The following is a 12,643-nucleotide window of genomic DNA, read 5'->3' as shown; positions in this document are numbered from 1 at the left end:
CTGCGATCTTTCCCCTGACGATTGAATTTCAAGCGAAAGATCAAGATCAAAAGATCGCCGCCTTCGGCAGCTCCTACAGGGCCGGTGCCTGCGTCATCGCCGCCTTGTAGATCGACTGCTTCGGCGTGGCAAACACCCTTTCCAGCATCGGCTCGAAGAAGCTTAGCGGCAAAGTGTCGTACTCGGGATCGAACGCCGCCGCGTCATATTTCGCACAAAAGTCGATCGTCGCCTGGTGCTGCGGATGTTCGAAAAACTGCTCGCGCAGGTGCCGATCCATGCCCAGGTGATGGAAGAAGTAATAGCCCTGGAAAATCCCGTGTTTTTCCACCATCCACAGGTTTTCGGCGCTGACGAAGGGCTTGAGGATTGCCGCCGCGATGTCCGGGTGGTTATACGAGCCGAGGGTGTCACCGATATCATGGAGCAGGGCGCAGACCACGTATTCCTCGTCCCGCCCGTCACGGTAGGCACGCGTGGCGGTTTGCAGGGAGTGGGTCAGGCGATCCACCGGGAACCCACCGAAATCGCCGTCCAGCAGTTTCAAATGGGCCAGGATCCGCTCCGGTAATTGCCGGGCGTAGGTGCTGAAATCGGCTGCGATGATCGCCCAGTCTTCCTGGGTGCCGTCCCGCATGTGGGCAAAGCGTGCATGAGGGTTCATGGGCACTCCTTTGGCTAGAACGCAACCTTGCCCCGCAGCATGTCGCGGTACATGACGAAATCGCCGAGCAAACTGTAGAACGGATGCTGGAAGGTGGCCGGACGGTTCTTTTCGAAGAAGAAGTGCCCGACCCAGGCAAAGCCGTAGCCGGCCACGGGCAGGGCGAGCCACAGCCACCCGCTACCCACGACGAGGGCCATGACGAAAATCAGGATGACCAGGGAGGTGCCGATGAAATGCAATCGTCGGCAGGTGCTGTTGCTGTGCTCGCCGAGGTAATACGGGTAGAACTCCGCGAACGTATTGAATCGTTTGGTGTTTTCCACGACGGCGCTCTCTGTGGTTGTTGTTCTGGCGATCGATGCAGCAGGCTTCTCACTCAAGTCTAGAGTGATCATTTGCAGCGGCCAGTGACAATCAGCGCCACTTTAGTATCCTTCGCAAATCCAGCCGTATCCTGCGGCTCGTCATGCAAGTAAATCGTCATGAACGAACGAACGACTTCTTCGAGCTGGGCGATGGGGATTGTCAAGGCGTTGGAAATGGACGGCCTGGATTGTCGGATGCTGTTCAAGCAACTGGGGCTGGACTTTGATGCGCTGGACGATCCGGATGCACGGTTCCCCCAGGACTCGATGACGCGGCTCTGGCAACGGGCGGTGGAATTGTCCGGTAACCCGGCCATTGGCTTGAACATGGGTAAAGTGGTGCGCCCGGCCTCGTTCCATGTGGCGGGCTACGCCTTGATGTCCAGTCGCACGCTGGTGGAGGGTTTCCAGCGACTGGTGCGATACCAGCGGATTATTGCCGAAAGCGCCGACTTGAGTTTTCGTCGATTGGAAGAGGGCTACGGGCTGATCCTGACGGTGCATGGCGACCATTTGCCCCCCACTCGGCAAAGTGCCGAAGCGTCCCTGGCCTGTGCGTTGGCTCTGTGCAACTGGCTGACCGGACGTACCTTGCAGCCAGTAAAAGTGCTGTTCCAAGGCACCGAACCCCTGGACCAGACGCCTTATCAGCGAGCCTTCTGCGCGCCGCTGGTGTTCGGTGCGCCTTATGACGCGCTGATTTTTGAACAGGCCGACATGGAGGCGCCGCTGCCGACGGCGAACGAAGCCATGGCGCAGTTGCATGACCGGTTTGCCGGCGAGTACCTCGCGCGTTTTTCGGAAAGCCGTGTGACCCACAAGGCGCGACAAGTGTTGTGCCGACTGTTGCCCCAAGGCGAGCCCAAGCGTGACATGGTCGCGCAGACGCTGCACCTGTCGCAGCGCACCTTGCAGCGGCGCTTGCAGGAAGAGGGCACCAGTTTCCAGCGATTGCTTGAGGACACTCGTCGCGAACTGGCCGAGCAGTACCTGGCGCAGCCGGGCATGACGCTGCTGGAAGTCGCCTATCTGCTGGGGTTTGCTGACCCGAGCAATTTTTTCCGGGCTTTCCGCCGCTGGTTCGACACCACGCCTGGCGAATACCGGGCACGGTTGGCGAGCCAGCCTGAAGCGGTCAGTGACGCCAGAACGCCGGGATACACAGCACGAACACCGTGATGATCTCCAGTCGGCCCAGCAGCATGCCTCCTGACAGAATCCACTTGGCCGCGTTCGGCAGCGGTGCGAAGTTGCCGGACGGCCCGATGGTTTCCCCCAACCCCGGGCCGACGCCGGACACGGTACTGGCCGCACCGGTCAGCGCCGTCATCCATTCCACACCCAGCAGCGACAGCAGCAGGGCGATCACGCAGATGGTGATGGCGAAGAAGAACGAGAACGTAAGGATCGAGCGCACGATCTCTTCGTCGAGGCGATGACCGTTGTATTTCTGCTTGATCACCGCGCGGGGGTGGATCAGTTGATTAAGGTTGGCCCGCAGCAGGATGTAGGCGACCTGGAAGCGGAAGATCTTGATGCCGCCGGCTGTCGAGCCTGAACAACCGCCGACGAACCCCAGGTAGAAAAACAGCATCAGCGAAAAATTGCCCCACAGGCTGTAATCGCCTAGGGAGAAACCGCTGGTGGTGACGATGGACGTCACGTTCAGTGCCACGTGCCGCAGCGCCTCCAGCCAATGCAGGTCGGTGGTCGCCCAATACCAGGTGCCGAGCACCAGCCAGGTCACCAGCAACACCCCGATGAGCCCCTGGACCTGCTGGTCCTTGATCAGTGCTCGGTGATTGCCTCGCAACATCGAAACGTACAGGGCAAACGGCAGGCTGCCGAGGATCATGATGACGATAATGACCCAGTGCACCGCCGGCTGGGTCCACTTGGCCAGGGATTGGTCCGAGGTGGAAAAACCGCCGGTGGAGATCGCCGACATTGCATGGTTGATGGCATCGAACAGGCTCATCCCGGCCCACCAGAGCGCCAGGGTGCCGAGAATGGTGATGCCCACGTAGGACGCCACGATCAGCCGCGCCACCATGTGGGAACGGGGCATGACTTTTTCCGAGCGGTCCGACGATTCGGTCTGGAACAGCCGCATGCCACCAATACGCAGCAAGGGCAGGATCGCCACCGCCATGCCGATGAAGCCGATACCGCCGAGCCAGTGCAGCAGCGAGCGCCACATCAGGATGCCCGGGGACATGGTGTCCAGGCCACTGAGGACGGTGGCGCCGGTGGCGGTGATGCCAGACATGCTTTCGAAAAACGAGTCGGTGTAGCTGATCTTCTGGGTCAGCAGGAATGGCAACGCGGCAAAGATACATACCACCAGCCAACTGCTGACGGTCAGCAAGTACATGTCGCGCGGGCGCAGGTGGATGTGTTCCGGCCGTCCGGGAAGCACCAGGGCCAGGCCGGCGAGGAAGGTGATCATGCTCGACCAGAGGAACGACGGCAGGTCGCCGGTGCGCTCGAAGACCATCAGGGTGGCCATGGGCACGACCATGAAGATCGCCAGGGTGATCAGGAAGATGCCGATGATGAAACCAATGATCCGCAGGGTCGGCAACGCCATGAAGTCCGCTCAGGCTGAAAGGGAAGGGCGCCATTCTACCTGCGACAAGCGTCCTGTAAACCGGCACCCGGCGCCGAGTGGGCGCCGGGTCGTGGAATTTGCGCTAACGAACTCGCCGCACAGCCACTAGAATAGCCGGACATTTTTTCAGGAGGTGGCCGATGCAGGCTCTCGACGCTTTGCTCAATCGTGTTTCCGTTCCGCGCCTGGTGGACCCGGCCCCCACGCCGGAACAGCGCGAACTCATGTTCGCCGCAGCGATGCGGGCGCCGGATCACGGCCAGTTGCGGCCATGGCGGTTTCTGACGGTCGAAGGGCAGGCGCGGCATCGCATGGGCGAACTGCTGGCCGAAGCAGCGCGGTTCAATGACCCGCTGGTAGCGGAAGCCGTCGTGGAAAAGGCCCTCAACGGCCCATTGCGTGCGCCCCTGGTCGTGGTGGTGATTGCCCGTTTGCAGGACCATTTCAAAATCCCAAAATCCGAGCAACTGTTGGCGGCTGGCTGCGCGGCCCATGGCATCTTGTTGGCGGCATATGCCCAAGGGGTTGGCGGCGTGTGGCGCACCGGCGAACTGGTGTATTCGCCGCATGTGGCCAGGGGGCTTGGCCTTGAAGACGGGGAAGAGGTGATCGGTTTCCTTTACCTGGGCACGCCGCAGAAAGAAGCACGTACCGCACCGCAGGTGGAAACCGCAGAATTTGTCAGCGCGTGGACAGGTCTGTAGGAGCTGCCGAGCGAAGCGAGGCTGCGATCGTTCCCCAGACACTTGAGTCTCAAGCGAAAGATCAAAATATCGCAGGCTTCGCCAGCGCCTACAGAACCAAGCGGGAGCAAGCTCCCTCGCCACACCATCAACAGCCGACGGTGGTGTTATTTACACGCATCCGCAATCGCCTCGGCCAGCAGGTCCAGGCGCGTGGCGTCGATGCCGGCCACGTTGGCCCGGCCGGTGCCGACCATGTAGACACTGTGGCGCTCGCGCAGGTGCTTGACCTGTTCTGGCGTCAGGCCGGTGTAGGAGAACATCCCGCGTTGTACGCCGATATGGGCGAAGCGCTCGCGCAAGCCATGGGGTTCGAGGGCCTCCAGCAAGCCGCTGCGCAATTGCGCGATGCGCAGGCGCATGGCCTGGACTTCATCGGCCCACAGGCTCTTGAGTTCCGGGTTGCCGAGAATGGTCGCGACCACGGCCGCACCATGATCCGGCGGTGTCGACCACAGGTTGCGGGCGATGTTTGCCAGTTGGCTGCGGATGTCCACCAGCTTCTCGGCATCCCGGGCACAGACGATCAACGCACCGGTACGATCGCAGTAGAGGCCGAAGTTCTTCGAGCAGGAACTGGTGACCAGCACTTCCGGCAGGGCTTGGGCAAACAGCCGGACCGCCCAGGCGTCCTGCTCCAAGCCATCGCCGAAGCCCTGGTAGGCGAAGTCGATCAGTGGCAGCAGGTCGCGGTTGCGCACCACCTCCAACACCTGGTGCCATTGCTCATGGGACAGGTCGAACCCGGTGGGGTTGTGGCAACAGGCGTGCAGCAGCACCACATCACCTTTGGGCGCCTGGTTCAGGGTCGCCAGCATCGCTTCGAAATCCAGGCGATTATCAGCGCCCACGTAAGGGTAATGACTGGCCTTGACCCCGGCCGCGGCAAAGATGGTTTCATGGATCGGCCAGGTCGGGTTGCTCAGCCATACGCCACGCCCCGGCAGGCATTGGGCGATGAAGTCGGCACTCAGGCGCAGCGCCCCGGTGCCACCCGGTGTCTGGGTGGCGCCGGCACGTTTTGCGCTGATCAGCGGTGAGTCGGCGCCCAGCACCAGCTCGTTGATCAATTGGCCGAATGCAGCGTCGCCATGGCCGCCGATGTAGGTCTTGGTGGTCTGGCGATCCACCAGCCGTTGTTCAGCTTGCTTCACTGACTGAAGAATCGGCGTCAGGCCCTGGGCATCCTTGTAGACACCCACGCCCAGGTCGAACTTGCTCGGGTTGGCGTCCGCCCCGTAGGCCTCCATCAGGCCGAGGATCGGGTCGCCGGGTACCCGGCCGATGGCATCGAAATGCATTACTTGCGGCCCTCGGCGGTCTTGGCCACGTCATCGGTGCGGGCGGCCATGATGAAGTCGTTGCGGTGCAGGCCCTTGATGGAGTGGCTCCACCAGGTCACGGTGACTTTGCCCCACTCGGTGAGCAGGCCTGGGTGGTGGCCTTCGGCCTCGGAGATTTCACCAACGGCATTGGTGAACGCCAGGGCGTGCTTGAAGTTCTTGAACAGGAAGACTTTTTCCAGCTGCATCACGCCGTCGCGCACTTCAATGTTCCAGTCGGGGATCTGCTTGATCAGCACCGGCAGTTCTTCGTCGCTGACTTGTGGGGCATCGGCGCGGCAGGCTTCGCAATGGGCTTGGTTCAGAGTGTTCATGGTGTGTTCCTGAATCGAATATTTGAAAACGTCGATGCACCCACGCTAAAGCAAAGCTGCGCTGTGCAACAGACTCAATTGAGATTAAAAGACGCGGTTCACGCCGCCTTTGGTGGGAATTTCGGGGCGTGCAAGCCCAGTTCCCGCCCGCGCTTGACCATGCCCATGATGTCTTCGTGGGCCAGGTCAAACAGGCGCTTGAGCTCGGGGAGTACGAAATACACCGGTTGCAGGATGTCGATGCGATACGGCGTGCGCATGGCTTCCAGCGGGTCGAAAGCTTGATGCTCCGGCTCGTCCGACAGGCAGTAAACGGTTTCCTTGGGCGAAGACAGGATGCCGCCACCGTAGATGCGCCGGCCCTGCGGGGTCTGCACCAGGCCGAACTCGATGGTCATCCAATACAGGCGCGCCAAGTAGACGCGTTCTTCCTTGGACGCCTGTAGGCCGAGTTTGCCGTAGGTGTGGGTGAATTCGGCAAACCAGGGGTTGGTCAGCAATGGGCAGTGGCCGAAGATCTCGTGGAAAATGTCCGGCTCTTGCAGGTAATCCAGCTCTTGCCGGGTACGAATGAAGGTCGCCACCGGGAACTGCTTGCTGGCGAGCAATTCGAAGAAGGTCTGGAAGGGGATCAACGCCGGCACCCGGGCGACTTGCCAGCCCGTGGTCTCACCCAGCACCTGGTTGATTTCGCCCAGTTGCGGGATACGGTCGTGGGGCAGGCCAAGCTTGTCGATGCCGTCCAGGTATTCCTGGCACGCACGGCCTTCGATGACTTTCAGCTGGCGGGTGATCAGCGTGTTCCACACCGCATGTTCTTCGACGGTGTAGTGGATAAAACCTTGCGCATCGGGCTCGCGGGCCACGTACTGCGTCTGCTTCATGCTGCTCTCCTGCTGATTTCCCTCGGGGGGAAGACGTGTTGTTGTTATGTCCAGCGATGTATTAGAGATAGCTCGAAGCAGCGGTATGCGCATCGGCTTGGCGGCGATGGATCGGACGACCGAAGGGTTAGCTCGTAAAGTTTTCGTTACGTTTTGGCGGGAGGTACGATGTTGTTGGGGTTTTCAGCTGGGAAAAGGCCTGCATCTGTCACATAATCTTGACGATTATTTGTACCATCCAGCAGAAAAACGATGGTGAGGGCGTGTGCTCCCCGCCGGGCTGCGCCGTAGGAGCTGCCGAAGGCTGCGATCTTTTGATCTTGATCTTTCGCTCGAGATTCAACTGCCAGGGAAAAGATCGCAGCCTCGCTTCGCTCGGTAGCTCCAACAAGCGGGAACAAGCTCGCTTACCACGAATTTCTACTACACATCGGGCCTTTTCATGCGCATCAAAGTCCATTGCCAGAATCGCATCGGCATCCTGCGGGACATCCTCAATCTGTTGGTGGAGTACGGCATCAACGTCGCCCGGGGGGAGGTCGGTGGCGAGCAGGGCAACGCGATTTACCTGCACTGCCCAAACCTGATCAACATCCAGTTCCAGGCGCTGCGTCCGAAATTCGAGGGCATTGCCGGGGTATTTGGCGTCAAGCGTGTAGGGCTGATGCCCAGTGAGCGTCGGCACATGGAACTCAACGCCTTGCTCGGCGCTTTGGAGTTCCCGGTGCTGTCCATCGACATGGGCGGCTCCATCGTTGCGGCCAACCGGGCGGCGGCGCAGTTGCTCGGGGTGCGAGTGGACGAGGTGCCGGGGATTCCCTTGTCCCGCTACGCCGAGGATTTCGACTTGCCGGAACTGGTGCGGGCCAACCAGTCGCGCATCAATGGCCTGCGGGTCAAGGTCAAGGGCGATGTGTTCCTGGCCGACATCGCGCCACTGCAATCGGAGCACGACGACAGCGAAGCCATGGCCGGTGCGGTGTTGACGCTGCACCGGGCCGACCGGGTGGGCGAACGTATCTATAACGTGCGCAAGCAGGAGTTGCGCGGCTTCGACAGTATTTTCCAGAGCTCGAAAGTGATGGCGGCGGTGGTCCGTGAGGCCCGGCGCATGGCACCGCTGGACGCGCCGCTATTGATAGAAGGCGAAACCGGTACTGGCAAGGAGCTGCTGGCTCGCGCTTGCCATTTGGCGAGCCCGCGCGGGCAATCACCCTTGATGGCGCTCAACTGTGCCGGGCTGCCCGAGTCCATGGCCGAGACTGAGCTGTTCGGCTACGGCCCGGGTGCCTTCGAAGGTGCTCGGGCCGAAGGTAAGCTCGGCCTGCTGGAGCTGACTGCCGGGGGGACGCTGTTCCTTGACGGGGTAGGGGAAATGAGCCCGCGGCTGCAAGTGAAACTGCTGCGCTTTTTGCAAGACGGTTGCTTTCGGCGTGTCGGCAGCGATGAAGAGGTCTACCTGGACGTCAGGGTCATCTGCGCCACCCAGGTCGATTTGTCCGAACTCTGCGCCCGGGGAGAGTTCCGTCAGGATTTGTACCACCGCTTGAACGTCCTTTCCTTGCACATCCCACCGCTGCGCGAATGCCTCGATGGCTTGGCGCCGCTGGTGGAACATTTCCTCGACCAGGCCAGTCGCCAGATCGGCTGCGCGTTGCCCAAGCTGGCTCCGGCGGCGATGGACCGCCTCAGTCACTACCATTGGCCGGGCAATGTTCGGCAGTTGGAAAACGTGCTGTTCCAGGCCGTTTCCCTGTGCGACGGCGGCACGGTCAAGGCCGAGCATATTCGCCTGCCGGACTATGGCGTGCGCCAACCCCTTGGCGATTTTTCCCTTGAGGGTGGGTTGGACGAGATCGTCGGACGCTTCGAGAAAGCAGTGTTGGAACGCCTGTACTCCGAGCATCCCAGCAGCCGGCAACTGGGCAAGCGGCTGGGGGTTTCCCATACGACCATTGCCAACAAGTTGCGCGAGTATGAGGTCGGTAAGACTGAGTCGTAGCTATTTATCTATTGTGTTTTGCTGGCCTCATCGCGAGCAGTGGCCATTATTCAAGGACAAGCATTGCCACCAACCGGCACGACACCGCCGGTTTTTCGTCTTCGATACATTTGCAGAACGCCTTCCAGAACCTCCAAGCCCTTTGTTTGTCGGGCCCATCAGCGCCAGAAAAAAGTTGGTCTGCAAATTGCTTGAGGCTGTGCAACACAGCAGTGGGCGGCAAACGTCCGGCATGCAGAGGAACGACAGTGGACAAGTACCTATATGTGGCAATGACCGGCGCCAGCCAGAACGCACTGGCGCAGCGGGCCCATGCCAACAACCTGGCGAACATCTCCACCAATGGTTTTCAGAAAGACCTGGAGCAGGCACGTTCGATGCCAGTGTTCGGCGACAGCTTTCCGGCGCGGGCCTTTGCCCTGTCCGAACGGCCGGCGACTGATTTCACTCCGGGTGCACTGGTGGAAACCGGCCGCGACCTCGATGTGGCGGTCAGTGGGCCGGGCTGGATGGCCGTGCAGAACCCCGATGGCGGTGAAAGCTACGTGCGCACCGGCAGCCTCAATGTTGATGCCCTGGGCGTGCTGCGCGCCGGCAACGGCATGCCGGTGATGGGCAACGGCGGTCCGATCGCCGTGCCGCCAGAGCAGAAAATAGAAATCGGTCAGGACGGCACCATCAGCATCCGCGCCATGGGCGAAGGCCCGCGGGTGATGGCTGAAGTGGACCGCATCAAGCTGGTCAACCCGGACCTCAAGAACATGACCAAGGGCCTGGATGGTTCGATCCGGACCAAGGACGGCCAGGCGGCGCCCATCGATGCCAACGTGCAGTTGGTGTCGGGCTTCCAGGAAGCGAGCAACGTCAATGCCGTGGATGAAATGACCTCGGTGCTGGCCCTGGCCAAGCAGTTCGAGCTTCACGTCAAGATGATGAACACCGCCAAAGAAGGCGACGAGGCCATGGCTCGGGTCTTGCAGATCTAACCATTAACTAAAGCGTCGCGCCGAAAAACAGGCGTACGAGGAGAATCGAATGCTTCCGGCTCTATGGGTTGCCAAAACAGGTCTGTCCGCCCAGGACACCAACCTGACGACCATTTCCAACAACCTGGCGAACGTTTCGACCACGGGTTTCAAGCGTGATCGGGCCGAGTTCCAGGACCTGCTGTATCAGGTAAAACGCCAGCCTGGCGCCCAGTCGACCCAGGACAGCGAATTGCCGTCGGGCCTGCAAGTGGGTACCGGTGTGCGCATCGTCGGCACGCAGAAAAACTTCAACGCCGGCAGCCTGCAAACCACCGAGCAGCCGCTGGACATGGCCATCGACGGTCGCGGTTTCTTCCAGATTCTGCAGCCGGACGGCACCACGTCTTACACCCGTGACGGTACGTTCCACCTCGACTCCAACGGCCAGATCGTCAACGCCAGCGGTTTCGCCCTGGAGCCGGCCATCATCATTCCGAACGATGCCCAGACCTTTACCGTGGGCCGTGACGGCACCGTGTCCATCACCGTGGCGGGCAACCCGGCCGCTCAGGTGATCGGCAACCTGCAGACCGCCGACTTCATCAACCCGGCCGGCCTGCAAGCGGTGGGCAACAACCTGTTCCTGGAAACCGCCGCCAGTGGCGCGCCGCAAGTCGGCACCCCGGGCCTGAACGGTTTCGGCACCACGCTGCAGAACACCCTGGAAACGTCCAACGTGAGCACTGTCGAGGAGATGGTCAACATGATCACCACCCAGCGCGCCTACGAGATGAACTCCAAGGTGATCTCCACCGCCGACCAGATGCTCTCGTTCGTTACGCAGAATCTGTAATCACGTCGCAACGTCCGTCATTACGTAGACAGGGCGGCCCCAGGGTCGCCTGCAACACCAAGAGGTAGGGTCATGAAACGCTTCGTATCTGTTCTGGCACTGAGTGGGATCACCGCGCTCGCGGGCTGTGTCGCGCCGACACCCAGGCCCAATGACCCGTACTACGCTCCGGTGTTGCCGCGCACGCCGTTGCCGGCTGCCGCCAACAATGGCTCGATCTACCAGGCCGGTTTCGAGCAGAACCTGTACAGCGACCGCAAGGCCTTCCGGGTCGGTGACATCATCACTATCACCCTGAACGAGCGGACCCAGGCCAGCAAGAACGCCAACTCGCAGATCGACAAGACCAGCGAAACCAGCGTCGGCCTGACCTCGCTGTTCGGCTCCAGCCTGACCACCAACAACCCGATCGGTGGCGGCGACCTGAGCCTCAACGCCGGCTACGGCTCCGACCGGGCCACCAAGGGCGACAGCAAGTCCGGGCAGAGCAATAGCCTGACCGGCTCGATCACCGTGACCGTCGCCGATGTGCTGCCCAACGGCATCATTGTCGTGCGCGGCGAGAAGTGGCTGACCCTCAACACCGGTGACGAACTGGTGCGCATCGCTGGCATGGTTCGCGCCGACGACATCGCCACCGACAACACCGTTTCGTCCACCCGCGTGGCCGATGCGCGCATCACCTATTCGGGCACCGGTGCCTTTGCCGATGCGAGTCAGCCAGGCTGGTTCGACCGTTTCTTCCTCAGCCCGAAGTTCCCTTTCTAGGTGGCCCCGTTGAATCTTAAGCAGCTGTTGATCGGTGCCCTGATGATGTCCGCAGCCTTTACCGCTCAGGCCGAGCGTTTGAAGGACATCGCCAGCATTTCCGGCGTGCGTTCCAACCAGTTGATCGGCTACGGCCTGGTCGTGGGCCTGAACGGCACCGGTGACCAGACCACCCAGACCCCGTTCACCTTGCAGACCTTCAACAACATGTTGTCGCAGTTCGGTATCAAGGTGCCGGCCGGCTCTGGCAACGTGCAGTTGAAGAACGTCGCGGCGGTGTCGGTCAGTGCCGATCTGCCGGCGTTCGCCAAGCCTGGCCAGCAGGTGGATATCACCGTTTCGTCCATCGGTAACTCCAAGAGCCTGCGTGGCGGCACCCTGCTGCTGACGCCGCTCAAGGGGATCGACGGCAACGTCTACGCCATCGCCCAGGGTAACCTGGTGGTCGGCGGTTTTGATGCCGAGGGGCGCGACGGTTCGAAGATCACCGTCAACGTTCCGTCGGCCGGTCGCATCCCTGGCGGTGCGTCGGTGGAGCGTGCGGTGCCGAGCGGTTTCAACCAGGGCAACAGCCTGACGCTGAACCTCAACCGTTCCGACTTCACCACCGCCAAGCGTATCGTCGACAAGATCAACGACATGCTCGGCCCAGGCGTGGCCCAGGCCCTCGACGGTGGTTCGGTGCGCGTCACGGCGCCGCTGGATCCGAGCCAGCGGGTCGACTACCTGTCGATCCTGGAAAACCTTGAGGTCGACCCGGGCCAGGCGGTGGCGAAAGTCATCATCAACTCGCGTACCGGCACCATCGTGATCGGCCAGAACGTCAAGGTGTCTCCGGCCGCCGTGACCCACGGCAGCCTGACCGTGACCATCACCGAAGACCCGATCGTCAGCCAGCCGGGGCCGCTGTCCAACGGCCAGACCGCCGTGGTGCCGCGCTCGCGAGTCAATGCCGAGCAGGAAGCCAAGCCGATGTTCAAGTTCGGTCCGGGCACTACCCTGGATGAAATCGTCCGGGCGGTGAACCAGGTCGGCGCGGCGCCGGGCGACTTGATGGCGATCCTCGAAGCCTTGAAGCAGGCCGGCGCGTTGCAAGCCGACCTCATCGTGATTTGAGGGGCGAGC

General features: G+C 61.4%; 14 protein-coding genes. 7 read left to right on the top strand and 7 right to left on the bottom strand.

Annotation, left to right across the window (positions count from 1 at the left end; translation table 11 throughout):
- Positions 1 to 73: 73 nt before the first annotated feature.
- Entirely contained in the window at positions 74 to 664 is a 591-nt protein-coding gene (locus AACY42_RS15100) for an HD domain-containing protein (RefSeq protein WP_339480455.1), read from the bottom strand.
- A gap of 14 nt (positions 665 to 678) precedes the next feature.
- Positions 679 to 990: a DUF962 domain-containing protein gene (locus AACY42_RS15095; RefSeq protein WP_339480453.1), complete on the bottom strand. Its 312-nt coding sequence runs from the start codon at positions 988 to 990 to the stop codon at positions 679 to 681.
- Between the two features lie 159 nt (positions 991 to 1,149).
- Here AACY42_RS15095 and AACY42_RS15090 point away from each other — a divergent pair, with 159 nt between their 5' ends.
- Positions 1,150 to 2,211: an AraC family transcriptional regulator gene (locus AACY42_RS15090; protein WP_339480451.1), complete on the top strand. Its 1,062-nt coding sequence runs from the start codon at positions 1,150 to 1,152 to the stop codon at positions 2,209 to 2,211.
- Here AACY42_RS15090 and AACY42_RS15085 read toward each other — a convergent pair.
- Complete coding sequence (locus AACY42_RS15085) at positions 2,168 to 3,622, bottom strand: TrkH family potassium uptake protein (protein ID WP_339480450.1); 1,455 nt, start codon at positions 3,620 to 3,622, stop codon at positions 2,168 to 2,170. The two genes, AACY42_RS15090 and AACY42_RS15085, sit on opposite strands and share 44 nt — an antisense overlap.
- Positions 3,623 to 3,783: 161 nt before the next feature.
- On the opposite strand from AACY42_RS15085, the gene AACY42_RS15080 reads away from it, so the two are divergent.
- Positions 3,784 to 4,347: an NAD(P)H nitroreductase gene (locus tag AACY42_RS15080; RefSeq protein WP_339480448.1), complete on the top strand. Its 564-nt coding sequence runs from the start codon at positions 3,784 to 3,786 to the stop codon at positions 4,345 to 4,347.
- 146 nt (positions 4,348 to 4,493) lie between these two features.
- Here the strand turns inward: AACY42_RS15080 and AACY42_RS15075 are convergent, their stop codons facing one another.
- The 4 genes from AACY42_RS15075 to AACY42_RS15060 form a co-directional block, all read right to left on the bottom strand.
- Positions 4,494 to 5,687, bottom strand: coding sequence for an amino acid aminotransferase (locus tag AACY42_RS15075; RefSeq protein ID WP_339480446.1), 1,194 nt, complete (start codon positions 5,685 to 5,687; stop codon positions 4,494 to 4,496).
- Positions 5,687 to 6,043, bottom strand: coding sequence for a 4a-hydroxytetrahydrobiopterin dehydratase (locus AACY42_RS15070; protein ID WP_003184087.1), 357 nt, complete (start codon positions 6,041 to 6,043; stop codon positions 5,687 to 5,689). Before AACY42_RS15070 ends, AACY42_RS15075 begins: the two co-directional genes overlap by 1 nt.
- Before the next feature lie 98 nt (positions 6,044 to 6,141).
- Positions 6,142 to 6,927: a phenylalanine 4-monooxygenase gene (gene phhA / locus AACY42_RS15065; protein WP_339480444.1), complete on the bottom strand. Its 786-nt coding sequence runs from the start codon at positions 6,925 to 6,927 to the stop codon at positions 6,142 to 6,144.
- A gap of 146 nt (positions 6,928 to 7,073) precedes the next feature.
- Entirely contained in the window at positions 7,074 to 7,328 is a 255-nt protein-coding gene (locus AACY42_RS15060; protein ID WP_339480442.1) for a hypothetical protein, read from the bottom strand.
- A gap of 41 nt (positions 7,329 to 7,369) precedes the next feature.
- Between AACY42_RS15060 and AACY42_RS15055 the strand changes: the two genes are divergently transcribed.
- From AACY42_RS15055 to AACY42_RS15035, 5 genes are all read left to right on the top strand, one after another.
- Entirely contained in the window at positions 7,370 to 8,929 is a 1,560-nt protein-coding gene (locus AACY42_RS15055; RefSeq protein ID WP_339480439.1) for a sigma-54-dependent transcriptional regulator, read from the top strand.
- A gap of 248 nt (positions 8,930 to 9,177) precedes the next feature.
- Positions 9,178 to 9,915: a flagellar basal body rod protein FlgF gene (locus AACY42_RS15050; protein ID WP_253472393.1), complete on the top strand. Its 738-nt coding sequence runs from the start codon at positions 9,178 to 9,180 to the stop codon at positions 9,913 to 9,915.
- 49 nt (positions 9,916 to 9,964) lie between these two features.
- Complete coding sequence (flgG, locus tag AACY42_RS15045; protein ID WP_053146447.1) at positions 9,965 to 10,750, top strand: flagellar basal-body rod protein FlgG; 786 nt, start codon at positions 9,965 to 9,967, stop codon at positions 10,748 to 10,750.
- A 72-nt stretch (positions 10,751 to 10,822) separates the two neighbouring features.
- Positions 10,823 to 11,518, top strand: a complete 696-nt coding sequence (flgH, locus tag AACY42_RS15040) for a flagellar basal body L-ring protein FlgH (protein ID WP_207966010.1) — start codon at positions 10,823 to 10,825, stop codon at positions 11,516 to 11,518.
- Between the two features lie 42 nt (positions 11,519 to 11,560).
- Positions 11,561 to 12,634, top strand: coding sequence for a flagellar basal body P-ring protein FlgI (locus AACY42_RS15035; protein WP_339480493.1), 1,074 nt, complete (start codon positions 11,561 to 11,563; stop codon positions 12,632 to 12,634).
- The last annotated feature ends 9 nt before the right edge of the window (positions 12,635 to 12,643 follow it).

This window comes from Pseudomonas sp. RL_5y_Pfl2_73 (assembly GCF_963970515.1).
Taxonomy (GTDB): domain Bacteria; phylum Pseudomonadota; class Gammaproteobacteria; order Pseudomonadales; family Pseudomonadaceae; genus Aquipseudomonas.
This window is presented reverse-complemented; position numbering and strand designations above follow the sequence as displayed.